Raw genomic sequence first — 24,649 nt, forward strand, 5'->3', positions numbered from 1 at the left:
CGTGTGAGTAGTATAGTAATTGAATATTTTTCAACAATGGCAAATTTTTTAATTTTTAACCAGCCGGTTTTTGTTGATTATTTGCTTGATCAGGAGTGCGAAATCGCGTTGAAGGATAGTCTCTCGTACAAGAACGATGAGCGCAATGTCCTCAATTTTGTGCGCTCGCTCGCCGTCTGAACCATCCAGTCAAAGACATTCTGTCCCGTGTCGCAGGCAAGACTTCATGTAACATTTCCGCCGATAAAAATACCACCATGCGGCAAGCTAACGGCGAAATATCTTGTGTTGCGCAATTGAACGGATGCAAGCGCAGAGCGCCACCTTCCTCTGCTTGCCAGTCATTGTTGAGATAAATCACGACAGAAATAGTGCGCACATCATCGTTGTGAAAGCGATCCACATGTTGGCTGTAGGCTGCGCCCGGTGTGTAGAAGGAAAAATGACTCTCGTAGTTGTCCAATCCCAAATACAGAGATTGATTAAGTAAGACACGTATCTGTTCCATCATTCCTAAGTAGAAGTCGCAGGCAATTGATTGTCCGGCATGCAGCCAGGCGATTTGGTCGCCGCGTATTTGGGTTTGCAAGCTCGCTTGATGAGCGTGACCGACACGCGCAAGTTTCAGCATCTTCGTTTTGCGTAGGGCGATGCATTCTGCTGCTAGAAGCGTATTGAGTTCTTCGGATAAAAATAGATTGTGTTGCGACCAGCCGTGCTGGACTAAGTTGTCGCATAGCGTGGCGCGAACCGAGGCGGAAATGTCATCGTCGCCCGCTGGGCGAACGAGATTGGGGGTGCGTGAAATAGGTAGCCTCTTTGCTTGAGATTATCGTGCATGTGCATCGTGTGACCCAAAAAAAGAGGGGGCGTTTTTTATAGTAAAGTAAGCGTTGTGTAAAACGTGGTTTGGCTATTCACCTAACAAGGCTAAAGTGTCATGCCATTGCACCGCCCAAGGCATCAAAAAATCATGCTCCATGAATACACGTTTCAAACGTGACATAGGAACGCGATAATTGTCGTTCAAACCTAAAGCTAGTGTCACTGGATTCCATAGCCATTTATTTTTCGCCGCTTTAGTACTGCTTTTTATGCGCGCACCGTCGTCGCCAAAAATTGCTTCGCCACTCATTAAAGCAGCTTCGAAATTGATTTTGACTAAACCAGCAAAGGCGAGCAAAGCTTGTTCCTTTGTGATGCCCTTATTTGATTCTGAAATAATGGCTTTTTGTTCTTTAACAGGCTGTGCATCTTTCTTAATCTGCTCTGAAAGTCGGCTCAAATCCTTACGCAAAAAGCGCAAATCGCTTAAGGGGGCGTGTATCCCAGGCGGTGGCAATTGGATGGCGATTTTGTCGGCATCCTTGGTCATGGTAATTAAGACGTCTTCACTACCAGCGGCTAATCGTTGGGTATCGCCTTGAAAGAATATGGGTGCTGCGTAGCCGCCTGTGGCATCACCAAATAGTTCAGGACACTGTTCGTTATAGTCCAGCCACACATAGGGGGTAAGGCCGTGTGCGATCAGGCTGGATAAATTCCACGGCTTGCCGGTTTGTGCTTGCAGCCAGGCGCAGGCTTCAGTCAGTGTTGCACGGTAAGCTAATTCGGTATTGCTCATGGCGATGGTCTTTGTCGAGGAATCAAACACAGGCCTTGAGTCACTGTGGCTGTTGTGATTTGTGATGGGCACTTGATTATAGGCGAGAGTAGGCTGAACTGTGCGGTGATAGTGTCCGTATCTTGAATAAAAAGAAAAACATTGGAATAATGTACGCGCTCTTCTCGCTAAATGAAGTGAACTTTGCAGTGAAACATGACTAAATCTGATTAGGAAAATTATGCGACTTTTGACGGTATTACTCAGCGTGTGTGCACTCAGTGCATGTCAATCATATGTAGTGAAGGACTTAGACTTAATTCGTCCAGATAATCTGACAGGATATAAAACTAAGGGCGTATTTGATACGGATAAATTGAATAAGGTATTGCCGCAAGCGATGTTGAGCGAAGAGGCGATTAAGGTGTCGCAGGCGAATGCAGACGAGGTCTTAATTAAAGGCGTCAGTGTGAGCTTGCCTGAAGCGAAGGCGACGGTTTTGTATTTTGGCGGCAATTTGACACACGTTGATGAAAACGGCCCGCACCTTTCGAATTTGTCTGCCTCTTGTCCGGCGAACTTTGCGACTTTCGATTATCGTGGGTATGGCCGTACCAATGGTACGCCCGACGTTTTGGTTTTGAAAGAAGATGCCTTGCGTATTTACGATCATGTGCGGGCCAAGACTCAGGGCAAACTCGTGGTTTATGGATTTTCTTTAGGGAGTTTCATGGCGGGTTATATTGCCGCTAACCGTCCTGTTGATGGACTGGTATTGGAAGGTAGTAGCACCAATCCTGACGAGTTGATCAACGCGAGAATTCCCTGGTATTACAAGCCATTCGTGACAGTGACGATTTCCGATAATTTGAAGACGGTTGATAATCAAGCTGCGGTCTCCCGTTATATGGGAAAAGCCTTGGTGATCACGGGTGAAAACGATGTCTCTACACCCCCACAATTGGGACGTAAACTATTTGAAAGTATTGCTAGCCCAGACAAGAATTATTATATGGTGCCAAACGGCACTCATAATGGCTTGAGTACAGACCCTCAGGTGAAGACGATGTACTGCAATTTTATTCAGAAGCTGAGTTAAGTCAGCCTGGGGAGTTATCAATTAGCCTGGCATTGTTTTTTTGGTGTCAGGCTAAGAATTACCCTAGGTTTATCGTAAGGCATTTTGCAAAAACGGTATCACGCGAGAACGGTAAGCCTCATCTGCATCTCGATACGCGAAGGTGTGATCCACACCCGCTAATACCAACAGTTCTGTTTTCGCTGCGGTGCCGAATGCCCGTTGCAGTCGTTCGCCGTGGCTTGGTGGCGTGTAGTTATCGGCATCGCCATAGATTAACAACACGGCGGGATTATTCTTGACTAAGGCTGCTTGTCGTTCTGGTCTGAGATTGCGCTCCAGGCTTGGCCATAGTACCTGTGACGTACGCAATGCTGCATGGGCGACGGGATAATGCTTCCAAAAATCTGGCAAAGTGGGAAAAGTGGCTTCGAGTACCGCCGCTTGATAAGGACTGCCGTCGCGTGCCATAGAACATAGCCCCCAAGCAGCACCAAATGAAGCGCCGACTAGGCCGACTTGTAATGCCGGTTGACGTTGCTGGGCCCAGACGCCTGCTGCGAGTATGTCAGCGGGATAATCGAAGGAAGTCGCTTTACTCTCACCAAAACCATTGGCATCGAATGCCAATACATTAAAACCTGCTTGCCTGAATAAATCAGCATGGCCGTAGCGCAGCCAGAATCCTTTGGCCGCCTTTCCCATAGGGTGCGCAAGTACCAAAGTCGCCCTTGCACCGTCGGCCTCTGAATTTAGTGCCGCACCCCACAGGCCTTGTAAATGCGCGCCATTGCCGCTTTGAAAGCTGACACGTTCCCACATCGTTTGGTTCGTATCGGTCGGCCAGATCCAAGGTACTTCAAAACGTCCGAAGAAAGGTTTGCGCAGCAGGCGGTGTAGTTGGCTCATGTGGCTTCTCTCATTGATGTGGGCGTGATCGCAACTCTGGAGTAATCATAACAGTGAAGCTAAGTACGCTTCAAAGTGCAAAGACTCTAATGCGTAAAACATAATGACGAAGATGTAAACTACAATATGATGTCGTCTGACTTTCGAAGTCTGGCCGCGCAGCGAGTTTTGAACGTGTGACCTTAAGTCTATAAAACGATTAATAATTGACGATGTTTTGAAGCTTGTTATATGAAAATCTTGGAAACTCCTCGCTTGATCTTGCGTCAGATGACGATTGATGACGCCGCTTTCATGCTCGATTTACTCAACGATTCCTCGTGGTTACGTTTTATCGGAGATCGTGGCGTACGTACGCTCGACGATGCACGCAACTATATTCTGCAGGGCGCGATGGCAAACTATGCGCGATTCGGCTATGGTTTTTATTTGGTTGAATTGAAAGACACCGCAATGGCGATAGGCATGTGCGGATTGGCTAAGCGCGATTATCTTGAGCATGCAGATATCGGTTTTGCCTTTTTGCCCGCCTATTGTGGACAAGGATACGCGCTTGAAGCCGCCGCAGCGACCCTGAATTATGCAAAACAGCAATTGCATTTGCCGCGAATTTTGGCGACTACGCGCTTGGATAATCTAGCCTCTTCCAAATTACTGGAAAAGCTGGGCATGCGATTGGATAAGATCATCATGCATCCAGACGGTGATAGAGAATTAAAATTGTACGAGATCGATTTAGCTTCTTGAGCTACTTACTAGGGCCTCAATTTTTTCTCTAAGTTAGACAGTAAGCCTAGAACCTAGTTAAGCATGCATCAAGCCACTATACAAAGTTAACAGGGCAGCAGCGATCAATAAGGCGCCGATCCCTTTTGCCAATATCGCGTTGGTGCGCGGTTTGTTTGCTAAGACTTGTTGTGCCCGCACCGCCATGATAGCGACTGCACCATACACCATCATTTGTGTACCGGCCGTAATGAGCGACAAGACGCTCGTTTGTATCCATATCGAATCGCCATTACGCCGTATGAATTGCGGGAAAATCGCCAGCATGAAGACGTAGGCCTTGGGATTAAGCATGCAAGTCGCCAGAGCACCGATAAAACTCTTTTGCAGATTTGCCGTACCTTGTCCCGCGTCAGGGCCAGCCAGGCTATTGACTCGAATTAAACCCCAGCCCAACCAAGCAATATAGGTGGCGCCGGCGATCAACATGGCATTGTAGGCCCAGGGAATTAAAGTTAAGACAGCGCTGACGCCCGTTGCGCCTATGATCATGTGGCAGATGCCGCCGACCACGGTTCCTGCCACTGCCGCGAAGCCAGCGCGATAGCCACCTTTCATGCTACTGCCCATGACATAGGCCATGTCCATACCGGGCAAAATAATGACGCCTGAGATAACTAAAAAATACAGCCAAAGATTGCTCGTTTCGCCCACGCTATTTCCTTTCGTTTGATGATTTTTCTACCTGATTCGTCTCTATTTCGAACGCTGATCTAAACAAGCCAGATCGAGTGTTTGAGCTGACTATGGTAGAGTGCCAGGCATTAGAGCACCATGCGAAGTTAAAGGTTTTAGGCTTTGAATTCCGGCATAATCGAAAGTCTTTTGAGAGGTTTACTTTGAAGTTTGAAATCGACAGCTATGACCGCAAAATTCTTGCGCTTTTGCAAAGTGATGCGCGCTTGAGTTTTTCTGAAATTGGACGACGCATACACCTGACTTCGCCAGCAGTCGCCGAGCGCGTCAGGCGTTTAGAAGAAGCGCAAATATTGCAAGGCTTTACGACACGTTTAAACTTGCGCGCCCTGGGTTATAGTTTCGAAGCGCTGATTCACATCACTGTCGATTCGCATGCGGCGCTTGATCAATGGGCCTTGCAACATCCTGAAGTGTTGGGATTATATGCGACCACCGGAGAACAATGCGCAATGATGCGGATAGCGGTGGTAGCGCCTGAGCATTTACAGAGCTTGATTCAGTCTTTGGGGAAAATCGGTAAGACGCAGACTTCGATTGTGCTTTCAACGCAATGCGCTGAACGTGAAGTGCTACCAGCAGATCAAATTACTTGGTAGGCATGCGGCATGGTTGACGAGGTTTGTCAACGCAGACCACTGGAGTGGAATGCTCAATGTCGACTAATCAAGCACGCTGACCAGCTTAGTCAGTTCGCCCGTTTTAAAACCAAGTTTAATGGCAGCATCTATTCTCTGCATTTCATTTTCCAGTTGGCCTTTGGCGCTGGCAAAATGAATAGAGTCATAAAACAGCGGAGTTTTTGAAGTGTAAAATTTTTTCCCTAATAGTTCTGGATCGCGCAAGCCAGGCAAATAGGTCGTATGCAGATAATCTAAAAATAAGTCTGGATGCTCAAACTGGACCAGTCCCCACAATAAGACATCAGAGCGCTTTGCAATCAGTTTCCTGAAACGTGCCGAAGCTTGTGCTGAATCTTCATCAATTTTGAATATCTTGTTTTTAGCTAGCTCAAACTCCATGCCGTGGCTGACGCCACGTTCTACGCTGACAGTTTTATTTTTCAGATCATCGACGCTAGCTAATGTGAGCTGTGGTTCACCGTAGCCTATAGCCCAAATCCTTGACTTCAAAACAGTTTCAGAAAATCGATAGCTCATCATGCGTTCCGGCGACTTAGAAAATCCCCAGATGATGCCTTTACCGCTTAAAGTCATTTGTTTAGCACGATTCCAGGGCACCGAGACAGCTTGCATGCGTAGGCCAGCATTGCGTTCAAAAAACTGAAAAAAATTAAGTAAGCCAGGACTGATCGGTAACGGGTGTCCTTTGGAATCTAAGGCTTCTTGTATAAAAACAGTTACTGGCGTTAGGGGCGTAGCTAAGGTAGATTGGGTATTTACCGCCGCCGCACTAGTGGTGTTGGCAGCACTGGCGACACTTTTAGCACAGAGTAAACTCCATAGGCAGGCGATGAACAATGCGTAGAAAAAACGTGCCATGTTTCTGACGATCGAATGGGGGTTTAAGACGATTTAGAAAAAATTGTACAAAGTAAGCTGAGACAATTAGATCTGGAACGATCTTAACCCAAGATGAACATGACCGAAAGCAGATAATTGCAAACGGTCGATATCCATGCTTTAGCCCCAATACGGAGGTCGGGTTTCCGCTACCCATTTCATGAGTTTTTGTGTGCGCTCGGCACTATGTTGGCAATCAGCATAATGCAGTGATACAGGCAATGCAGGTGCTTGAATAATCCCAAATTTGACCCAACACGCAGCTAGATAGGTATCGCTGCCATTGACATTTAATTTGCCGCGCATAGACAAGCTATGAATTTGTGACGGGCCTCTTTCTTGTTGCTTCACGCCGACTTTGATCCCATCATCCCGGCGTTCTATCCCTTCCTTTTCGGCTTGCCTAAAAAAAATGACATAGTCGCACGGTCAAGAAAATTCACGAGATTTTCATGGCTCTACTCATGTTTCAGCGACTGTGGTTTTAATTTCTCTAGAAGGTAAAAGAATATGACGAATAAGAAACAAGCGTTTAAGAAAACGCTCGTAGCGCATGCATTAATGATGGCGTTTGGTATCGGTGTAGTGACTGTCGGCGGTACTCAAATCGCTTATGCACAATCGAATGCAAGCGGTACGATTTACGGTAAGGTCGACTCTCCTATGGGAGCCTCGATCGTCATCCAAAACATAGACACGGGATTAAAGCGTCAAGTCACTCTTGATAGTAATGGACGCTATAACGTGAGCGCGCTGCCAGCGGGACATTACCGGGTTGAGGTCCTACGTGAAGGCAAAGTCGCAGGCACTCAGGACTTTGAGATGGTGATCGGGCAGGGGATGGATGCTTCATTTGGCGCGGCAGCAACGCAACAAGTGACGGTCAGTGCCACCCGTTCGCGTATTGATATCTCGAACACGAATAATGGTGCTGTTTTCACAGCGAAAGAGCTGGCCAAACTGCCGGTACAAACCAATCTGACCGCGGTGGTTTTGTTGGCCCCGAATACTACGCGTGGTGATGCCGCCTACGGTAATGTTGCCAGTTTTGGTGGCGGCGGTGTCTCTGAGAACTCGTACTATATTAATGGTTTGCCTGTAACGAATCCCTTGTCACAAGTGGGTTTTACCCAACTGCCATGGGGCGCGATTGCTCAGACTTCTATCATCACCGGCGGTTTCGGTGCGGAATTTGGCCGATCAATTGGTGGTGTACTCAACGTTACGACTAAGAGCGGTACGAATAAATGGGAAACCGGTGCTTCATTTAGTTTAACGCCTAATTCTTTGCGCTCTAAGGCGAAAGATATCTACTATCCGGTGACAGGCAGTGATAGTCATGTCGATGGTAAATTGCATTTCAAGAATAGTGTCAGCACCAATAATATCTATCAATATGGTGCCTACCTTGGCGGCCCCTTGGTCGAAGATAAATTGTTCCTGTTTGCGGCGGTAGAAAAAACGGTGACGGAAGCGGGCACCGCAGGCGATCTGGTTAATAGCAATACCTTGGCACGCGATGGCTGGACCAATACGCGCAATGAAACCAATCGTTATCTGGCAAAGTTAGATTGGAATATCAACGACGACCATCGCATAGAGTGGACCTCGATTGGTGATACCAACCATGCTTTGACCAGTACCTATGGCTATGACGTAGCCACAACTAAACACAATAATACTTTGTGGACGCAAATCAATTCGAAAAATGCCGGCGCTTCTGGTGCGACTTCAAATGCTTTGAAATACACGGGACAATTGACTGATGCCTTGACACTGACAGCCTTGGCGGGACAGCTTAAAACCCCACGTGGTATTTCTTACTTTTCTGGTGATCCGAACGGTAGTATTCATTCTATAGGTTCTTCCGCCCGTGCCCGTGTGCCCGAGCTTGATCAGAGCCTATATGTGAATAAAGTGCGCTATGGTGGAACTCGCGCTCGTCCGGGTGAGGATGAAGTCAAATCGCTACGCCTCGATCTGGAATATAAAATTGGCGCGCATACCATACGTGGCGGTATCGACAGCAATGAGCTTGATTCCGGCAATGTTGGTGTGGCTACTGCGGGTGGCGGAACTTGGACCTATGGCAAAGTGGCTGACGGCAAAGAAAATATTGCACAAAATCTGACCTTAAGCCGTCCCGCCATCGTTGCAAATTATGGTGGCTTCGGCACCCGAGGTTATTATGTGACTGAGTTCAAGTTTAGTAGCTTGACCGAGGCTAGCTCTAAGCAAAGTGCGCAATATTTGGAAGACCGCTATCAAGCCACTAAAGATTTATTGATCATCGCCGGTTTGCGTAATGATCAGTATAGTAACGTCAATGGCGACGGGCAAAAATTCATTAATATGAAGAATCAGTTAGCGCCGCGCTTGTCTGCTTCATGGGACGTCAACGGCGATGCTTCACTCAAAGTGTTTGGTAGTGCGGGGCGTTATTTCTTGCAACTGCCAACGCAGGTGGCGGCACGTGCTGCCAGTCGCTCCACCTACACTTTGCAGGATTTCACTTACTCCGGCATTGATATTAATGGTCAGCCAACAGGCTTACGTGCGATCAACCCGCCGGGTACACCTGACGGTGAACTGGGACAAGCGAAAGATCCTCGTTCTGTCGTTGCACGTGACTTGAAACCCAATTTTCAGGATGAGTTGACTTTGGGTTTTGAGAAAGCCATGAGTCGCCAATTGAATATTGGCGCTAAATTTACTTATCGTAATTTGGGCGCCGGTATTGATGATAACTGTGATGTGCGTCCATTAGCGGCTTATTCCGAGCGTGTAGGCTTGAAGCAGGAAGGCGATGCCCGTTCTTATCTGAATTGTTTCATCTTTAATCCAGGCCGTGATGCCACATTATGGCTGGAGAGTCATAACAGTCAAGGCTTGGCAACAGGCAATGGTCGCTGGGTGACGTTCACAGCGAAAGAGTTGGGATTTCCAAAAGCGGAACGCAAATATGCAGCTTTGGATTTCTTTGCCGAACATCCTTTGAGCAATTCCTGGTACGGCAAGATCAATTACACCTTGTCTCGTAGTAAGGGCAATATGGAAGGCCAGACCAATTCGGATACCGGTCAGTCTGATATCGCCACGACTGCCAATTGGGATTTTCCGGAGTTCATGAGCTTCACCAACGGCGTGTTGCCGAACGACCGTACCCATTCAATTAAAGCATTTGGTTTTTATGAATTGAGTAAGGAATGGTCTATGGGGACCAATCTCTTATTGCAATCGGGTCGTGCCAAGACTTGCCAAGGCACCGATCTTGATGCTGAAGCGGGCTTGAAGAATCAATATGGACACGATTGGGGTGGCCCGGGTTATGGTGCCGTCTATATGTGGTGCGACGGCAAACCTGCGCCACGTGGCAGCATAGGTCGTATGCCATGGGAAACACGTATGGATTTGAGTTTGACGTATAAGCCAGCAGCACTCAAAGGCCTGTCGTTTGGATTCGACATTTTTAATGTGTTCAACAATCAAGTGGTGCTGACGCGTCAAGAAGCTTACGATGGCGGTGATGGTTCGATTACGCCAAGCTATGGCGAAGTGCGTCAATATGCAGCGCCACGTACGATGAAGTTGAAGGTCGAATTCAATCACAAGTTTTAATCGCTTCACCCAGTAGTAGCTTGTAGTACCTTGTAATACCTTTGTCTTTAGCTTGTTGAGGTGGATAGTGGGGCTGTTAATAAATCCTGCTACCACCTCTTTTTTTATTCGATTCAGCAGTTGGTTTGGTAAGTGTTACGATGGTTCACTGCCCGACCCTGTTCACGACAGCCGCAATCTGAAATCTGGAGCCGCTCTCATGACTTGCGTGCTGACTTATTTGAGATCCTCGGTTTCAAAGTAAATAATTTTTTTCACTTTCCATTCTTTGCCCAATTGATACATCAGGGTTTCGTTCAAGAGTTGCGTATCGGGTAGTTGGAGAGTATTGGTAGGCAGTAACAGCTCAGACGCCGGTTTGGATTTTGGCACGGGTTTTAAGCTAACTAATAGGTCAAAGTCTGGCCGACGGTCTATTTTCTTCATCAAGAATTTTTCACTGCCGCTGCCAATGACATAGTAGTGCCCGGTACTTTGTGCTTGTTCTTTGGGGCTCAGTGTATTGAAGACGATGATTTCGTCTATCACGACGGTTTGTTGCGTGTAACGCTCTTTTCCGCCACGTTCAAAATGCCCCTGCACCAGTCGTCCGGTAAATTGTCGTAAAGCATTTGGTGTCTTTGCTTGCAAGCGATTTAAATCAAACTCTTCTGGCTCTAAAGTCCACACTTCTGGCGCCCGCGCTAAGCTGGCACGCAGCGCATTATCAATTTTTGTATCGAGTAGATGAAAGCGAAAAATAAGCTGACGATCATGGGGCGCATGGAACATAGGCAGATGCGAAGCATAGAGACCTTCCTTCCCACCAAAAACTAACATGCCGTGCAAGCCCCAGTGACTGGCTTTTTGTGTTGAAACATCTTTACTCTTAGCATTCGTTGAAGTCTGCCAAGCTAATGCACTTTCGGACGCAAATAGTGTCAATGTGAATGACAAAAGTAGGGAAACTATTTTGCTAAATTTGTTTGAGTTACAAAACATCGTGATCCCTCGTCAAATAGAGTTAGATACTTTAATACCGTATAGTGTCTTGGCGCTGCGACCGATTGTTGAAATGGGCGATTCAGTTTACTCTAAAGTATCCGGACTTGCTGGTTGAAGGGCTAGAGTTGCAGGCATCTAATTTTTTCTCATGACCCTTTTTAAACTTGATAGTAAAATTTAGCACAGACTTAATATTTTTTAGGAGTTTAATTTGTTTGGTCCTGATCCTTTGAACCCGCATCCTATGCCGGGTTTTCCGCAAGTTTGTTACATCAAAAATAAAATTCAAAACCCTGCAATTATTGTGGGTGACTATACCTATTACGATGATCCCGATGGCGCGGAAAATTTTGAACGCAATGTGCTCTACCATTTTCCTTTCATCGGCGACAAACTCATCATAGGAAAATTCTGTGCGATTGCGCGTGGTGTCCGTTTTATTATGAATGGTGCCAATCATCCCATGTCGGGTTTCTCCACTTATCCCTTCTATATTTTTGGCGGAGGTTGGGAAGCGGCGGCACCCGTGGCAGGTGATTTGCCGTTTAAGGGCGATACCGTGATCGGTCATGATGTTTGGCTAGGTTACGATAGTTTGATCATGCCAGGCGTGAAAATTGGTGACGGTGCCATCATTTCTTCGCGTTCTGTTGTGACGCGCGATGTTCCCGCTTACACCATCGTTGGTGGCAATCCAGCGCAGCCAATTAAGCAAAGATTTGAGCCTGACGTGGTCGCACAATTGTTGGAGATCGCCTGGTGGAATTGGCCAGCGCAAAAAATTAGTCAGCATTTGAAAGCGATCACTGCCGGTGATATTGCAGTGCTCAAGCAAGCAGCGCTTTCTGAATAATGAGACTGAGCGATGGCAATTTCTGATTTAAGTACGCTGTTAAGTAGCATGGATCCCGTCTTGCACGAGGGGCAGTATGTTTTTGCGACTCTCCCTGCGAATCACGCTGTGCCTTGGGATGATGTCATTGCAGCTGTTCGTGAGCCTGAAGGTTGGTCCGTCGTCATGCATGAAAGCGTCGCCCGAGGCTTAGGTTTGGTCTTTGCCTATCGGTGTGCCTGGATCACGTTGAACGTGAATTCAGATTTAGCCGCGATAGGATTGACGGCGGCTTTTTCGACTGCATTAGGAAAAGCTGGAATTAGCTGTAATGTGGTGGCGGGCAATCAGCACGATCATATTTTTGTCGCTTCTCATCAGGCGCAAATGGCGTTGACATGCCTGTTGCAATTGCAAACATCCCTACGTGACTAATCGGCGATAGCGGATCAGTCTGAATAGGAGTGTGAGCACCCTACCAGCTGAAAAATTGTGATAATTTCTATCTGATGTTGCTATACTGTTTCGTTTCTACTGTTACCCCAAAACGGAAACCTGGTGCTCTTATTTGCGAAGGACTTAAAATGACTGAAGCTGTTTTTAATAGTAGCGGCAAAAATGTCGATGAAAAATTTTGTATGGACTGTGGTTCGCTGATTAAATTGAAAGCGGAGATTTGCCCAAAATGTGGGGTGCGCCAAATGCCTGCGCCTGCATCAAGCAATATTGGTGCGGTGGCACCGAATGGTAAAAGCAAAATTGCTGCGGCTCTGTTTGCGATATTTTTAGGCTGGCTGGGCGCGCATAAATTTTATTTGGGTGATACTGGTTGGGGCATTGTGTACCTTGTTTTCTTTTGGACTGGAATCCCAGCGTTCATTAGCCTTATCGAATTTATTTTGTTACTGACCATGAGTGATGAGGCCTTTAGTCAGAAATACGGGCAGATTTGAATCGGCACAGATTTTATGGATACGCAGTGAAGCATAGATGAAGCAGCTCACAATTCGACCTATGCGTGGGACTGATATCGATAGCGTGATGTCGATACAGGCTGCCTGCTATTCCGGTGATATTCCAGAATCACGTACTTCCTTGATGGCAAAGTTTGAGGCCAGCCCTGAGACTTGCGTCGTTGCCGAGTATGAAGCTCAGGTCTTGGCTTACTTGTTTGCCTTGCCTTGGTTGTCGGCAGCGCCCCCGAGTTTGAATGCCGCTACCTGCGAACTGCCTGTCAATCCAGACTGTTTGTATTTACACGACTTGTCAGTTTCGCCCGAGTTACGTGGTGCGGGCGCTGGCGCTGCTTTAGTTGCGACATTTTTTGAACTGCAACAGCAAGCCCGTTTGCCTTCAGCTTGTCTGGTCGCCGTACAAAACTCGATAGCATTTTGGCGGCGCTTTGGCTTTCAAGTCACTCAAGCCGATACAGTTTTGCTGAAAAAACTCGCCAGCTATGGCGAGGATGCCCGGTTTATGCGGCGCTGAGCAGAGCTAATTTCAGTGATGTAAACTAATGCTGTGGGGACGACCTCACGGTTGGCATTTTTTGATCGGGGACGACCCCAATTTTTAATTGATGGGGGTAGTCATGAATTGGTTCATTTTGGTAGTAGCAGGACTGTTTGAAATCGCGTGGGCTATAGGATTGAAGTATACAGAAGGATTTACAAAATTCTGGCCCAGCGTCCTGACCGCGACTGCAATGCTGATCAGTGTGGGTTTGCTTGGAATTGCAATGAAGGGCTTACCTGTGGGAACCGCCTATGCGGTGTGGGTCGGCGTCGGGGCAGTGGGCACTGCATTGCTAGGCATAGTTCTATTTGCCGAGCCAGCGAATGCGGGGCGCCTCATTAGTCTATTACTGATCGTTGCCGGCATCGTCGGACTGAAATTAAGTACGCCGAATTAGACCTTCTGATCGGTTAATTCTGTATCGCCTATCGCATACCGCATGAGTGTGCGATTTCATAATCGCTCAATACACCCAAATAGATAGTCCGAAATTCAAGGTGCTGGACTAGGGCCTGTTAACATTTAAATCGGGAGTGCGAATGCGGAAAAACGGGCACAGGGCTAGGCGTCAAGGCGCGCCGCAGTGCGAGCACTGTAAGCGACTTGCAACAACGCCATGTGCCCGTTTTACCCATTCCCGAAGGGTTCAAGCCAAAACGCGCGATGGACAGCGTTGTAGCTCTTGCCGAGGCACCAGCCTCGGCGGCGAACTACGCCTTGCCATCCCACCTTTTGGCTTGAACGCATCTCCCAATTTAAATGTTAACAGGCCCTATTTCTGGCCACGATTATTTTTTGTATTACGCAATTTCCCTACTATGCCAGTGGGGAAAAAGTAGACCGACAAAATAAATAGCACGCCCAGCCATAGCATCCAACGGTCAGGATGAAATATCTGCGCCAGCACGGGATAGTCGACCAAGGCCTCGGAACCTTGTGCCATGAGATTCTTGAGATAATTCTGCGCAATGATAAAAAGTGTCGCACCTATTACCGCGCCATACAGTGTGCCCATGCCACCTATCACTACGATCAGCAAGATGTCTGTCATGACTTCAAATCCCAGCATGGTTTTCGGCCCTACATAACGTAACCATAAAGCCATCAATGCCCCAGCCAGTGCCGCTACTAGAGCAGCAAGACAGTTGGCTAACACGCGGTATAAAACCGTACGGTAACCAAGCGCTTCGGCACGAAATTCATTTTCACGTATCGCTTGCAACACGCGGCCGAAAGGTGAGTTGACGACGCGCAGCAGGAATAAAAACAAAACTAAGCAGGCAAAGAATACGATGTAGTACGTGATAACTTTGCCGTCCACCGTGCGGCCAAAAATATCGTTTTCGAATAGTTGAAAACTGGGTGTTAATAGCTCGGGGACACGGAATGTTTTACCATCTTCGCCGCCAGTGAAATCGGATAACTGCGATGCCAATACCGCGAACGAAGAAGCCACCGCTAACGTAATCATAGAGTAGAAAATCGCCCTGACACGCAGGGCAAACAAACCTATCAGTAATGCCAGTCCCAGTGTCAATAACAGAGCCAAGATGACGCCAATTAAAATCCAGCCCCAACTTGGATTTTGGCTCGCCAGTGCCAAACCGACGCCATACGCACCGATGCCAAAAAACATGGTGTGGGCAAAGGACACAATGCCCGTATAGCCCAGTAATAAATCATACGAGGCCACCAAAATAATGTACACACAGATAGTTGCGGCGGTATTTAATGGACGTGCGCCACTGGTGATGAAGGGTGCCGTAAGCAGTCCCAAAAAAATCAAAATTAACAGGCCGGACAAGACCCGGCTGCGTGGCTGATCATCGGAGAGTAGTTGGCGAAACAGGGCGTTAGTCATAGGTGCAGTCTTGGTTATTTATCTTGGGTGTGGTCGGAAAAAAGGCGGTCTAAGCCCCACGTCGACCGATCGAATACAGCCCGGCGGGACGCCATAGTAAGATGCTCATCATCAGCACAATATTCGAAATCAAAGCAAGTTTTGGTGCCAGAAAACCCGCGTAATTGCTGACCAGTGCCATCAACAAAGCACCGATAAAGCAGCCACCGACAGAACCAAGTCCGCCTATGATAACCACGATAAACACCATCACCATGATTTCACTTCCCATCGTGGTCGTCAGGGTTTCTTTGTATAAGCCCCACATCACGCCACCTAGTCCGGCCAGTGCTGATCCTGCTGCAAATACGGCGATGAAGAGGCGGCGTATGCGATAGCCCAGCGCTTCCACCATTTCACCGTTTTCGACACCAGCGCGTATCAATAAGCCGAGTTTGCTGCGATTCAGAATAAGGAACATGGCGGCAAAAACGCTCAGGCCGACGACCACGGCGATCAAACGATATTTCTCGATTGCCGCATCGCCGATAAAAATCGCACCACGCAGACTCTCAGGCAAGGGCAGAGGAATTTGTTCCGCACCCCAGATCACGCCCAGCAATTGCTCTGCAACAATCATGCCGCCCATGGTGATTAGAATTTGTTTCAGATGCTGTCCATATACAGGCATGATGATCAGTCGCTCAAACGCCCAACCTATGACGGCAGTCACCAGCATCGCGACCAATATCGCCAGACCTAGCACTGCCAGATTCGTCCCCAAGGAGTCTATCTCCAACCAGCCTTTGAGTGGAATCAACACCATAGTCGCAGCGTAAGCCCCGACGGCGACAAAGGCGCCATGACCAAAGTTAAGTACATCCATCAAACCAAAGACTAGTGTCAATCCACTGGCCATAATAAAGATCATCATCCCCATCGCGAGTCCAGCAATGGTTAAGGTCAGCCAAGTCGGAAAGCTGCCAACCAAGGGCAACATGATTAGTGCCAGGAGTGGCACTAATAATAGAGGCGCGAGGTCTCTTGGTGTTTTGGGTAAGCTATTGGCTGCATCAGTATTGTTCATTTCAAGTCCTAAATTCCTTTTTGTCGCTAATATGCGTGCGCAGGCCCGGGGGTGGCCCGGCAGCCACATACTTTCTTTGCTTCGCCAAAGAAAGTATGCAAAGAAAGGCGACCGCGCTACGCCGCCCTTCGGGTTCCCAATTGTGCATGACAAAAAATGGGAAGTGTCTACAACTCGCTTCGCTCAGACAAAGACACTTCTTTTTCCATTTTCTGTCACGCACAATTGGCGGCGCAGAAGCGGAATATACGAGGTCTCAACCAACACGGCCATGATCAAGTCATATCAAAAAAATAGAGTCAAACCTAAGTACTTCACTGATGACTCGCCAAAGACAATCCAAGTAACTTCTGCTGCAATTCCTCATCCTCAGCCAATTCACGCATGTTACCTGCATGAACGATACGTCCGTCATCCATCACCGATACGGTATCACCCAGATTGCGCACAAAACTGAAATTTTGTTCTACTAGTAGGATCGTGGTGTTGTTTGCCTTGAGTTCTTGAAAGGCGGCGATCAGGCTCTGGATGATGGCGGGAGCCAGACCTTTGGTTGGCTCATCGACTAGTAACAATTTGCGAGGCTCTATGATGGCGCGAGCGATTGCCACCATTTGCTTTTGTCCGCCTGATAGATTACCTGCCGGGTAATTCCAGAATTTTTTCAGGGCAGGAAAGAAACCGAAAATCCATTCCAGTCGTGCGGTGTCCATAGGGCCATTGCGTGCAGCTAAATGGAGGTTTTCTTTCACCGTCAAATCAGAAAAGATCGCCATACTTTCGGGCACATAAGCGATACCCGTTTGTGCGATGTCGGGCGTGGTTTTGCTAGTAATGTCTTCGCCATCGAAAACAATCTTGCCGCTACTGGCATGCCACAGACCCATGATGGTTCTTAGCGTGGTAGTTTTGCCAGCACCATTGCGACCTAGCAGGACAGATAGTTGGCCGCGAGGCACAATCAAATCCACGCCTTGCAAGATATGGTATTCGGCTATGTGGGTATGCACGCCTTCTAAAGTGAGTAAGGCAGGAGACGGATTATTCATGAGCGACACCTGTCCCTAAATAGGCTTCTTGTACGATGCTTGATGCCATCACTTCTACCGGATCGCCGTCGGCTACCAGCGTGCCATTATGTAAGACGATGATGCGATCGGCTAAGCTGCGTACCACATCCATTTTATGTTCCACCAAGAGTATGGTTTTCTTGTGGTCGTTTTTTACTTCTTGTATCAGCTTGAGTACTACTGGTACTTCATCGACACTCATGCCCGCGGTTGGTTCGTCGAACATCATCACGTCAGGTTCTAGTGCCAGCAGTAATGCGACTTCCAGTTTGCGCTTATCGCCATGCGATAAGTTAATCACCTTGTCTTGTCGGCGCTCTGCCAATGACACTCGCTGCAGATAGTATTCAGCGCGCTCGATTAATTCTTTATGGACGGACCACAAGGAAAAAATATTGAAACCGATGCCAGCGCGACTTTGCACCGCTAGTCGTACATTTTCTATTACCGATAAATGCGGAAACAAATTCGTCAGTTGGAATGCCCTACCTATACCAGCACGCGTACGTTTGGCTGCGCCTAATGCCGTGATATCTTTACCAGCTAAATGCACGCTACCTGAGCTGGCGCTTAACTGACCTGAGATTAAGTTGAAGTAGGTAGTTTTACCTGCACCGTTAGGGCCGACTATAACGGTTAATGTCCCAGGATAGAAGTCGGCACTGACTTGATTCACCGCGACATGACCGCCGAAGCGTATGCTCAAATCGCGCGTGCTCAAGGAGGGTGAAAGCAAAGAAGGGCTACTAGGGTTTTGCATGAAAGTCTTATCGCTTATTTTTGACAGGAACCGGAATTTCACTGGCGGGGATTTCACGCACCAGTTCTAACAAATCCCACTCATTCTTTTGATCTTTTTTGATCTTGAAGTGATACATGGATTGCAGCGCCTGATGATCTTCTTTACGGAAGTTCATCTTGCCTTTGGGCGTTTCAAATTCCATGCCTTCCATCGTTGCGATCAGTTTTTCGGTGTTGGATGATTGTGCTTTACTTAAAGCCGTATAGACCGCACTCGCTGCCGCAAAACCACCAGCGGTGAAAAAATCGGGTGGTGCTTTAAAGCGTTTATTGTGTTCGGCGACCAACCAATCATTCATTTTATTTTTTGGGAAATCATAGTAGTAGTAAATCGTGCCTTGGGTGCCGACGTAAGACTTCCACAATTTCATGACCGGCAAAATATTGCCACCGGGTGCTAGGTTAATACCGAAACGTTCGGGCTTTAAGTCGGCTAATTTATTCATAGGACTAGGGCCAGCCCAAACGATTTGCAAGATGCGGGGCTCAGGTTTGTTTTTTAGCGCATCAAAAATTCTTTGTGCCGGTGCCGTGAAATCGGTGCTAGTTTGTGCCGCATATTCTTCATGCACCACTTTGGCTTTGGAACCTGAGGTCGTTAAAGCTTCTTTGGCCGCTTTCACGGCATCGCGTCCAAAAGCATAGTCTTGCGCTAAAAAGGCGATGCTGCCGCCAGATTTAATGGTGCTGGCGGCGGCTAAGGCGTCTTGCATAGAATTGCGACTGGTGCGGAAGATATAGCGATTCCACTTGTCGCCCGTAATCGCATCTGCAACGGCGGGTTCAATAATCAAAATCTTTTTGTATTCTTCGGCGACGGGCAGCATGGCTAATGCAGAACCGGATGAGGTGGTGCCGACCGCGATATCGACTTTGTCATCACCGTAGGCTTCCGCTAATAAGGTGCGTCCCATATCCGGCTTGCTTTGATCGTCTTTGATAATGACTTTGATCTTCTTGCCATTGATCTCCATCTTGCCGCCGGTCATGTATTCCAGGCCCATCATGAAACCGGTTTCGGTTTCTTTGGCATAGGCTTCTAAGGCGCCGGTTTTTCCTGCAATCAGTGCGATCTTAATATCTTGCGCGAGCGCATAGCTAGTACTAAGACAACTGCCGAGCAATGCGCCGAATAGACTAAGGCTGATGGCAATCCGTTTGCGTTGGTAGGGTTTTGTTGACTTGGTTTGCATTTCTTTGTCTCCTGCGATTTAGTTTTTCGACCAATGAAGTAGTCGACTCATTCCACTTGGCTTAAGAATTTTTGTATGGCTGATTTTGCTTCCGGTTCCGTGAGCATGGGAGCATGGCCTATTCCTGGCACTTCTACAAATTGCAAATGGGGCGCAACATTCAACATATAACTGGCCTGTTCCTGCTCTAGTAAATCAGAAATCGCACCACGTACCAAGAGGCAAGGACGTTTCTTCGTCAGTCGGCGAAAGGCCCATTTGGCGATCCAAGAGCTGGCCTTAAGTTTGCCCGTTTTTAGTGGTGTCGCGATCAAAGGATCATACTGCAATTCCAATTTCCCCTGTGCATTCTGTGCGAAGGCACGGTGCGCCCATTTGTCCCATTCTTGTTCGCTATTATTGGGAAATGCCGATTGATTGATTTCACGGATGTAATCTCTGGCTTGCTCCCAATTGGCACAATCGCTGCCTTCACCTGCGTAAGAGGCGATACGATTCAAGCCCTTTTGTGATAGCACGGGACCCACGTCGTTTAAGATTGCCGCAGCGATTAAATTGGATTTACGCAGTGCCAAGCTCATGGTGATCAGGCCACCCATAGAAGTGCCGATGAAGACGGCGCGACGAATGCCCAGAGTTTGCGCCAGACTGATGATATCGGCGGCGTACACCATGGGATGATAGTGGCTAGCTTTGCTGGCATGTTGTGAACGTCCGCGTCCTCGCACATCGACGGCAATGACGCGTCGGCCTTGTTGCGCGATCCAAGGTGCGAGTTCGTCGAAATCAGAGGCATTGCGGGTGAGGCCGTGAATGCAGATCACAGCTAACTTGGATGTAGGCTTGAGCGCAATATCGTCGCTTGGATAGTCGCGTGCATACAGACGCAGACCGTCCTTACTCTGAAAATAGATTTCTTTAAAATCGCTCACGATGTCCCAGCCCTGGTGGAATTAGTGTAACGAGTTCAGGTACAGTCTCGTCACTTTATTATGGTCAATTTGCCTGAAAAAAAGCGACCAACCCAGTCTGAGCTGGTCGCCGAAATTTTCTAAAACGCGTTTTTAAAATGAGGCGGCAAGCGCATACCAGAACCGCCCCTCATTTAGGTTTTAGAAACAAGTTTTAGAAGCAAGTTTTAGAAACAAGTTTTAGAAACAAGTTAATGAAGCTGCTTAGAAACGATAATCCAAAGTCAAAGTATAAGTGCGTGGATTACCGTAGAAAGCGGTCGTGCTGCCTTCGCCTAAAGTTGGGAATAAATAGCCAGCGACTTTGTAGCGAGCATCATTCAGATTCTTGCCATGCAGACCTACACGCACCGCGTTATCTGAACGTGTCCATACCAAACTGGCGTTCCACAATTTGTAACTGTCTTGATCAAGGATAGGCGTTGGGGTTTCGAACTGATAAGTTTTGCCACGGAAGGCCAGACTGCTGCTCAAGGACAGTTTGCCGGAATGCCCCATCACAGGCATAGACCAGTCGTAATTGGCACGTAAACTAGAGCTCTGTTTGGGCGTATTTTGAAATACACGCAGAGATGCCACGTCGACGTTACCGGCACCGACGTACTTAGTGTATTTCGCATCAATGTAGCTGAACATGCCTGACAAGCTGAATGCATCGGTGAGACGCGCCGTTGCTTCGATCTCTATGCCGTCGATTTTCGCTTTACCTGCATTCGTGGTCACGCCAGCGAAACTGTCATCTTTACCGTCGCCGTTGGTATCAATTGCCACCGAGCCTGGAATCTGCACATCTTGGTAGTCGCTGTGGAATACGGCGACATTCGTGAACACGCTATTGTTTGCGAATGCGGATTTGAGACCGAGTTCAAAGGTGTTGATTTTTTCAGGTAAGAAACCTTGTTTGGCTTTGTCTAAGCTGAGTTTGGAGCCTACCAAATTCATACGTGGATCAAAGCCACCGCCTTTGAAGCCTTCAGTCCAGGATGCATACACATTTTGATCGGCGCTGAGTTTCCAGCTAGCGGAGATGCGCGGTGTAAATTTTTTGTCCTCGCGGTGCAGATCAGATTTGCTCAAATTGGTGTCGGTTCTGAAAAAGACCGCTGATGGATTACCCATGCCCGGAGAGCCTGCTGTGCCGAGATAGATTTGACGCAGGATACTGGCTTCGCGCTTGTCCACCGTGTAGCGACCACCAAGCGACACGCTAAAGTCTTTGCTCAGATCAAAACTGGCATCGGCAAATGCCGCCCATGCTTTGGTGTCGATATCGCCTTCGGTGAAAGTAGACGTGCCTAGCAGACGTACATCAAATTTATCGTAGGCATTGGCATCAATGTAGTACACGCCCGCCACGCCTTGCATGGATTTGCCGGTGTAGGTCAATTGGAATTCTTGGCTGAACTGTTTGTTTTTGTAGAGCGCAGGTACATCAAAGTCGACCGTGCTTAAAGAATCAAAATCGATAGGCGCATAGGATTTGTCGTGGCGTGATGCAGTGACCGATTTGAACATTAAATCCGGTTGGATTTGGTATTCAACTAAAGCGGAAACCCCCGATTGCGTTACCTGTTGTTTATGACCTAATGCGGTATTCAAGTTAGCGCGAGTGTCGTACACATTGCTGAGTATAGGCGCGCCCGTGATTTTGCCGACGGTTAAACGATGGCCGTGTTTTGCATTGGAATCGTCTTGCGTCGTGTCAGCGGAGATGCGGATAAACAAGGAGCTGTTCGGCATAAATTCTGCGCTCAAACGTGCAGCAGAAATATCTTTGTTATAGTTATCTTCACCTGTAGTGAAATCGGTACCAAAGCCGTTGCGCTTGAATTTGGCCAGAGTGCCGCCTACACGTACGGTGTCGGAGATGGCCGTGCTAGCCGTGAATACGCCATCCATTTGTCCATAGCTACCAACCGAAGCTTTCAGACGCATATCCGTGTTAGGCCCCATTTTACGAGTCACATATTTGACTGCACCACCAATCGTATTCCGACCATACAAGGTGCCTTGCGGACCGCGCAAGACTTCGATGCGTTCCACGTCGTAAATGTCGGCCACTGCACCTTGTGGACGCGCCAGATAAATATCGTCGAGATAGATACCCACGCCAGATTCAAAACCCGCCAGAGGATCTTGCTGACCCACGCCGCGCATGAAAGAGGTCAAGGTAGAGTTAGTACCACGCGATGCACTCAAGGTGGTATTGGGTAAGGTCAATGACAAGCCTGTGATATCGGCGATACCGTTTTTGGTAATTTGATCGGCACTAAACGCTGTCACTGAGACAGGTACATCTTGCAAAGTCTCTTCGCGGCGACGCGCACTGACGACGACTTTAGCGATTTGGGTATCATCGTTGGCTTTGGCTGTGGCCTCGTTAGATTGTGCTTGTGCGTAGCCTAAGCCACTGCCGTAGATAGCAAAAATGGCGGCTGCTGAACGGCTGAGCAGGACGAGCTTGCGCTGTGATTTTTTTGATGCAGTCATGAAGGTCTCCAGAGTTGTCGATTTTTTTTATTCGATCAAACCGAAGCTTGCGAAGTGCTTGCAATGGGCGGCTTATCGAAGTGGTCTTGCGTTAGTCTTATAAAGTGCTTTTGTTTCCGGGGACCTTTACACAAGCTACTGCGCGGTTGTGTAAAGGTCCCTAGGTGGTATGCATCAGCATTGGTATCAGCAACAGCACGGATTGCAGTGTGTCTGAATTCAAAGCGCTTCGAAAGACGAGGAACTGCCCACTGACTGTGCATAAATGCACATGCATATTTTTTTAATACTAAAAAGCGGGAATTCAAGGCAAAATCTTGATTTTTTTGAAAATCCTGAGCAAATTGGCGCCAAAATTGTGCGGTATGGGCAAAATCATGCACGTGGTAAGTGCGCAACAAACTAGTCAATGCGCTAATTCGGCGCATTTTTATCTTAATGAAAAAGTAATTTCGATTAAAAAGGGAGCATTTGCTAAACTTATGTGCTTTGATGCACAATGAAACTACACGCGCTCGTGTAGGCGAAGTTTGTTTTCAGCGTCAAGTTCACGCTCAATTGATCAACCGGGAGTTCTATGACTACTTTGCCTGAATGGACGGACTTACGTTACTTCTTAGAGCTGGCACGTTCTGGTACTTTGTCTGGTACCTCGCGCCGGCTTGCGGTTGAACATACGACGGTCGCACGCAGGATAGATCGTTTAGAGGAGCAATTGGGCGCTACTTTGTTTGATCGTAGCCGTGAAGGCTATCAGCTGACAGAAATGGGGCAAGCTCTATTGCCGCATGCCGAAGCGATGGAAAGTGCCGTGACTGCTGCCCAAGATGAATTGACAGGGGCGCAGATTTCGGTGCGAGGCATAGTGCGTTTAGGTGTGCCCGAAATTTTTGGCTCACGCATCGTAGCGCCGGCCTTGGTTGAGTTATTGCAGGCGCATCAGGATCTGAGCGTGGATCTATTATTGCTGCCACGATTTGCTAATCTCGCCAATCGTGAAGCCGATCTGGGTGTCATGCTCGATCCGCCGAGCACGGGGCGTTATATGGTGACCCGGCTGGCTAGTTTTCGCATGTACATTTATGGCGCTCCTTCGTATTTGGCTAAACATCCGCCGATCAGGGAACATGCTGATTTGATTAAGCATGATTTTGTCGATTATGTGCAAGATAGGCTCGCCAGCAGTGGACTCAATTACATGGGCGAGCTGGGTTTTACCCCGCATAGGCGCATGTGTTGCACTAGCCTGGCAGCGCAATGCGAAGCGGCTGCATTAGGCTTAGGTTTGATTTTGGCACCGCCTTATGCGGTGCCCAATGATGGGCGCTTAGTGCGTGTCTTGGCCAATCATTTTTATGCGGAACGATCATTCTGTCTGGTGGCGCCAACCGACTTGTATCGCTTGCAAAGAGTGCGCGTCGTGTGGAATTTGTTGCGCGATCTGGCGGAAAAAAATCCCCACTTGTTTATCTTGTCGGGCGATGCGGAAAGTCTGCCTGAAAAATTCAATAGATAGAGCAAAAAATAAACTAAGAAATGAACCAAGGTTTGCACAAGTGGGGTATTTCTGGCGTATTCTCTGCGCTTGCATAATTGTCGTAAAATTTTTACTAGCCACTTCACATCAAGTGATCACAACATCTACTCTAAACC

24 protein-coding genes are annotated in these 24,649 nt (G+C 47.9%); 10 read left to right on the forward strand and 14 right to left on the reverse strand.

Features of this window, described 5'->3' with window-relative positions:
* Nucleotides 1-151: 151 nt before the first annotated feature.
* Together AC1RR2_RS02535 and AC1RR2_RS02540 are read right to left on the reverse strand one after the other, a co-directional pair.
* Nucleotides 152-631 (reverse strand): 2OG-Fe(II) oxygenase, encoded by a 480-nt coding sequence (locus tag AC1RR2_RS02535; protein WP_493220738.1) that lies wholly within the window; start codon nt 629-631, stop codon nt 152-154.
* Between the two features lie 282 nt (nt 632-913).
* A complete protein-coding gene (locus AC1RR2_RS02540; protein WP_493220739.1) occupies nt 914-1,624 on the reverse strand; it encodes a hypothetical protein in 711 nt (236 codons plus the stop codon).
* Between the two features lie 220 nt (nt 1,625-1,844).
* On the opposite strand from AC1RR2_RS02540, the gene AC1RR2_RS02545 reads away from it, so the two are divergent.
* Nucleotides 1,845-2,702 carry an alpha/beta hydrolase gene (locus AC1RR2_RS02545; protein ID WP_493220740.1) on the forward strand — a complete coding sequence of 286 codons (858 nt, stop codon included), beginning with the start codon at nt 1,845-1,847 and terminating at the stop codon, nt 2,700-2,702.
* Between the two features lie 69 nt (nt 2,703-2,771).
* Here the strand turns inward: AC1RR2_RS02545 and AC1RR2_RS02550 are convergent, their stop codons facing one another.
* Nucleotides 2,772-3,590 carry an alpha/beta hydrolase gene (locus AC1RR2_RS02550; RefSeq protein ID WP_493220741.1) on the reverse strand — a complete coding sequence of 273 codons (819 nt, stop codon included), beginning with the start codon at nt 3,588-3,590 and terminating at the stop codon, nt 2,772-2,774.
* A 231-nt stretch (nt 3,591-3,821) separates the two neighbouring features.
* On the opposite strand from AC1RR2_RS02550, the gene AC1RR2_RS02555 reads away from it, so the two are divergent.
* The gene (locus AC1RR2_RS02555) at nt 3,822-4,337 is read left to right on the forward strand and encodes a GNAT family N-acetyltransferase (RefSeq protein ID WP_493220742.1); all 516 of its coding nucleotides are present in this window, start codon (nt 3,822-3,824) and stop codon (nt 4,335-4,337) included.
* A 57-nt stretch (nt 4,338-4,394) separates the two neighbouring features.
* On the opposite strand, the gene AC1RR2_RS02560 is transcribed toward AC1RR2_RS02555, so the two are convergent.
* The gene (locus AC1RR2_RS02560; protein ID WP_493220743.1) at nt 4,395-5,030 is read right to left on the reverse strand and encodes a LysE family translocator; all 636 of its coding nucleotides are present in this window, start codon (nt 5,028-5,030) and stop codon (nt 4,395-4,397) included.
* Between the two features lie 185 nt (nt 5,031-5,215).
* On the opposite strand from AC1RR2_RS02560, the gene AC1RR2_RS02565 reads away from it, so the two are divergent.
* Entirely contained in the window at nt 5,216-5,671 is a 456-nt protein-coding gene (locus AC1RR2_RS02565) for an Lrp/AsnC family transcriptional regulator (RefSeq protein WP_493220744.1), read from the forward strand.
* Nucleotides 5,672-5,734: 63 nt separating this feature from the next.
* Here the strand turns inward: AC1RR2_RS02565 and AC1RR2_RS02570 are convergent, their stop codons facing one another.
* Together AC1RR2_RS02570 and AC1RR2_RS02575 are read right to left on the reverse strand one after the other, a co-directional pair.
* Nucleotides 5,735-6,574, reverse strand: a complete 840-nt coding sequence (locus tag AC1RR2_RS02570; RefSeq protein ID WP_493220745.1) for a substrate-binding periplasmic protein — start codon at nt 6,572-6,574, stop codon at nt 5,735-5,737.
* A gap of 141 nt (nt 6,575-6,715) precedes the next feature.
* The gene (locus AC1RR2_RS02575) at nt 6,716-6,946 is read right to left on the reverse strand and encodes a hypothetical protein (protein WP_493220746.1); all 231 of its coding nucleotides are present in this window, start codon (nt 6,944-6,946) and stop codon (nt 6,716-6,718) included.
* Between the two features lie 159 nt (nt 6,947-7,105).
* On the opposite strand from AC1RR2_RS02575, the gene AC1RR2_RS02580 reads away from it, so the two are divergent.
* Nucleotides 7,106-10,213, forward strand: coding sequence for a TonB-dependent receptor (locus AC1RR2_RS02580; RefSeq protein ID WP_493220747.1), 3,108 nt, complete (start codon nt 7,106-7,108; stop codon nt 10,211-10,213).
* A gap of 216 nt (nt 10,214-10,429) precedes the next feature.
* On the opposite strand, the gene AC1RR2_RS02585 is transcribed toward AC1RR2_RS02580, so the two are convergent.
* Complete coding sequence (locus AC1RR2_RS02585) at nt 10,430-11,194, reverse strand: hypothetical protein (protein WP_493220748.1); 765 nt, start codon at nt 11,192-11,194, stop codon at nt 10,430-10,432.
* Between the two features lie 214 nt (nt 11,195-11,408).
* Between AC1RR2_RS02585 and AC1RR2_RS02590 the strand changes: the two genes are divergently transcribed.
* The 5 genes from AC1RR2_RS02590 to sugE all read left to right on the forward strand — a co-directional run bounded on the left by AC1RR2_RS02590 (nt 11,409) and on the right by sugE (nt 13,941).
* Nucleotides 11,409-12,050, forward strand: coding sequence for a Vat family streptogramin A O-acetyltransferase (locus AC1RR2_RS02590; protein WP_493220749.1), 642 nt, complete (start codon nt 11,409-11,411; stop codon nt 12,048-12,050).
* 12 nt (nt 12,051-12,062) lie between these two features.
* Nucleotides 12,063-12,464, forward strand: coding sequence for an ACT domain-containing protein (locus AC1RR2_RS02595; RefSeq protein WP_493220750.1), 402 nt, complete (start codon nt 12,063-12,065; stop codon nt 12,462-12,464).
* Nucleotides 12,465-12,613: 149 nt separating this feature from the next.
* Nucleotides 12,614-12,982 (forward strand): NINE protein, encoded by a 369-nt coding sequence (locus tag AC1RR2_RS02600; protein WP_493220751.1) that lies wholly within the window; start codon nt 12,614-12,616, stop codon nt 12,980-12,982.
* Nucleotides 12,983-13,019: 37 nt separating this feature from the next.
* Nucleotides 13,020-13,517 carry a GNAT family N-acetyltransferase gene (locus AC1RR2_RS02605; RefSeq protein WP_493220752.1) on the forward strand — a complete coding sequence of 166 codons (498 nt, stop codon included), beginning with the start codon at nt 13,020-13,022 and terminating at the stop codon, nt 13,515-13,517.
* Between the two features lie 103 nt (nt 13,518-13,620).
* Entirely contained in the window at nt 13,621-13,941 is a 321-nt protein-coding gene (gene sugE, locus AC1RR2_RS02610) for a quaternary ammonium compound efflux SMR transporter SugE (RefSeq protein ID WP_493220753.1), read from the forward strand.
* A gap of 375 nt (nt 13,942-14,316) precedes the next feature.
* Here sugE and AC1RR2_RS02615 read toward each other — a convergent pair whose 3' ends face one another.
* The 7 genes from AC1RR2_RS02615 to AC1RR2_RS02645 all read right to left on the reverse strand — a co-directional run bounded on the left by AC1RR2_RS02615 (nt 14,317) and on the right by AC1RR2_RS02645 (nt 22,996).
* Nucleotides 14,317-15,393: a branched-chain amino acid ABC transporter permease gene (locus tag AC1RR2_RS02615; RefSeq protein ID WP_493220992.1), complete on the reverse strand. Its 1,077-nt coding sequence runs from the start codon at nt 15,391-15,393 to the stop codon at nt 14,317-14,319.
* A 61-nt stretch (nt 15,394-15,454) separates the two neighbouring features.
* Entirely contained in the window at nt 15,455-16,471 is a 1,017-nt protein-coding gene (locus AC1RR2_RS02620; RefSeq protein ID WP_493220754.1) for a branched-chain amino acid ABC transporter permease, read from the reverse strand.
* A 314-nt stretch (nt 16,472-16,785) separates the two neighbouring features.
* The gene (locus tag AC1RR2_RS02625; RefSeq protein ID WP_493220755.1) at nt 16,786-17,520 is read right to left on the reverse strand and encodes an ABC transporter ATP-binding protein; all 735 of its coding nucleotides are present in this window, start codon (nt 17,518-17,520) and stop codon (nt 16,786-16,788) included.
* Nucleotides 17,513-18,301: an ABC transporter ATP-binding protein gene (locus AC1RR2_RS02630; RefSeq protein WP_493220756.1), complete on the reverse strand. Its 789-nt coding sequence runs from the start codon at nt 18,299-18,301 to the stop codon at nt 17,513-17,515. Before AC1RR2_RS02630 ends, AC1RR2_RS02625 begins: the two co-directional genes overlap by 8 nt.
* A 7-nt stretch (nt 18,302-18,308) precedes the next feature.
* On the reverse strand, nt 18,309-19,535 hold the full coding sequence (locus AC1RR2_RS02635; protein WP_493220757.1) for a substrate-binding domain-containing protein: 1,227 nt from the start codon (nt 19,533-19,535) through the stop codon (nt 18,309-18,311).
* A gap of 47 nt (nt 19,536-19,582) precedes the next feature.
* Nucleotides 19,583-20,467 carry an alpha/beta fold hydrolase gene (locus AC1RR2_RS02640; RefSeq protein ID WP_493220758.1) on the reverse strand — a complete coding sequence of 295 codons (885 nt, stop codon included), beginning with the start codon at nt 20,465-20,467 and terminating at the stop codon, nt 19,583-19,585.
* A gap of 243 nt (nt 20,468-20,710) precedes the next feature.
* Nucleotides 20,711-22,996, reverse strand: coding sequence for a TonB-dependent receptor (locus AC1RR2_RS02645; protein ID WP_493220759.1), 2,286 nt, complete (start codon nt 22,994-22,996; stop codon nt 20,711-20,713).
* Between the two features lie 577 nt (nt 22,997-23,573).
* Between AC1RR2_RS02645 and AC1RR2_RS02650 the strand changes: the two genes are divergently transcribed.
* Nucleotides 23,574-24,512 (forward strand): LysR family transcriptional regulator, encoded by a 939-nt coding sequence (locus AC1RR2_RS02650; RefSeq protein WP_493220760.1) that lies wholly within the window; start codon nt 23,574-23,576, stop codon nt 24,510-24,512.
* The last annotated feature ends 137 nt before the right edge of the window (nt 24,513-24,649 follow it).

The organism is Undibacterium sp. GW821-FHT11H02, from assembly GCF_058808015.1.

Coding starts and splice junctions, on each gene's coding strand:
- AC1RR2_RS02620 (WP_493220754.1), bottom strand. CDS start 16,471: ATGAACAATACTGATGCAGCCAATAGCTTACCCAAAACACCAAGAGAC.
- AC1RR2_RS02625 (WP_493220755.1), bottom strand. CDS start 17,520: ATGAATAATCCGTCTCCTGCCTTACTCACTTTAGAAGGCGTGCATACC.
- AC1RR2_RS02540 (WP_493220739.1), bottom strand. CDS start 1,624: ATGAGCAATACCGAATTAGCTTACCGTGCAACACTGACTGAAGCCTGC.
- sugE (WP_493220753.1), top strand. CDS start 13,621: ATGAATTGGTTCATTTTGGTAGTAGCAGGACTGTTTGAAATCGCGTGG.
- AC1RR2_RS02555 (WP_493220742.1), top strand. CDS start 3,822: ATGAAAATCTTGGAAACTCCTCGCTTGATCTTGCGTCAGATGACGATT.
- AC1RR2_RS02595 (WP_493220750.1), top strand. CDS start 12,063: ATGGCAATTTCTGATTTAAGTACGCTGTTAAGTAGCATGGATCCCGTC.
- AC1RR2_RS02645 (WP_493220759.1), bottom strand. CDS start 22,996: ATGACTGCATCAAAAAAATCACAGCGCAAGCTCGTCCTGCTCAGCCGT.
- AC1RR2_RS02600 (WP_493220751.1), top strand. CDS start 12,614: ATGACTGAAGCTGTTTTTAATAGTAGCGGCAAAAATGTCGATGAAAAA.
- AC1RR2_RS02630 (WP_493220756.1), bottom strand. CDS start 18,301: ATGCAAAACCCTAGTAGCCCTTCTTTGCTTTCACCCTCCTTGAGCACG.
- AC1RR2_RS02650 (WP_493220760.1), top strand. CDS start 23,574: ATGACTACTTTGCCTGAATGGACGGACTTACGTTACTTCTTAGAGCTG.
- AC1RR2_RS02605 (WP_493220752.1), top strand. CDS start 13,020: ATGAAGCAGCTCACAATTCGACCTATGCGTGGGACTGATATCGATAGC.
- AC1RR2_RS02545 (WP_493220740.1), top strand. CDS start 1,845: ATGCGACTTTTGACGGTATTACTCAGCGTGTGTGCACTCAGTGCATGT.
- AC1RR2_RS02635 (WP_493220757.1), bottom strand. CDS start 19,535: ATGCAAACCAAGTCAACAAAACCCTACCAACGCAAACGGATTGCCATC.
- AC1RR2_RS02550 (WP_493220741.1), bottom strand. CDS start 3,590: ATGAGCCAACTACACCGCCTGCTGCGCAAACCTTTCTTCGGACGTTTT.
- AC1RR2_RS02580 (WP_493220747.1), top strand. CDS start 7,106: ATGACGAATAAGAAACAAGCGTTTAAGAAAACGCTCGTAGCGCATGCA.
- AC1RR2_RS02535 (WP_493220738.1), bottom strand. CDS start 631: ATGCTGAAACTTGCGCGTGTCGGTCACGCTCATCAAGCGAGCTTGCAA.
- AC1RR2_RS02570 (WP_493220745.1), bottom strand. CDS start 6,574: ATGGCACGTTTTTTCTACGCATTGTTCATCGCCTGCCTATGGAGTTTA.
- AC1RR2_RS02585 (WP_493220748.1), bottom strand. CDS start 11,194: ATGTTTTGTAACTCAAACAAATTTAGCAAAATAGTTTCCCTACTTTTG.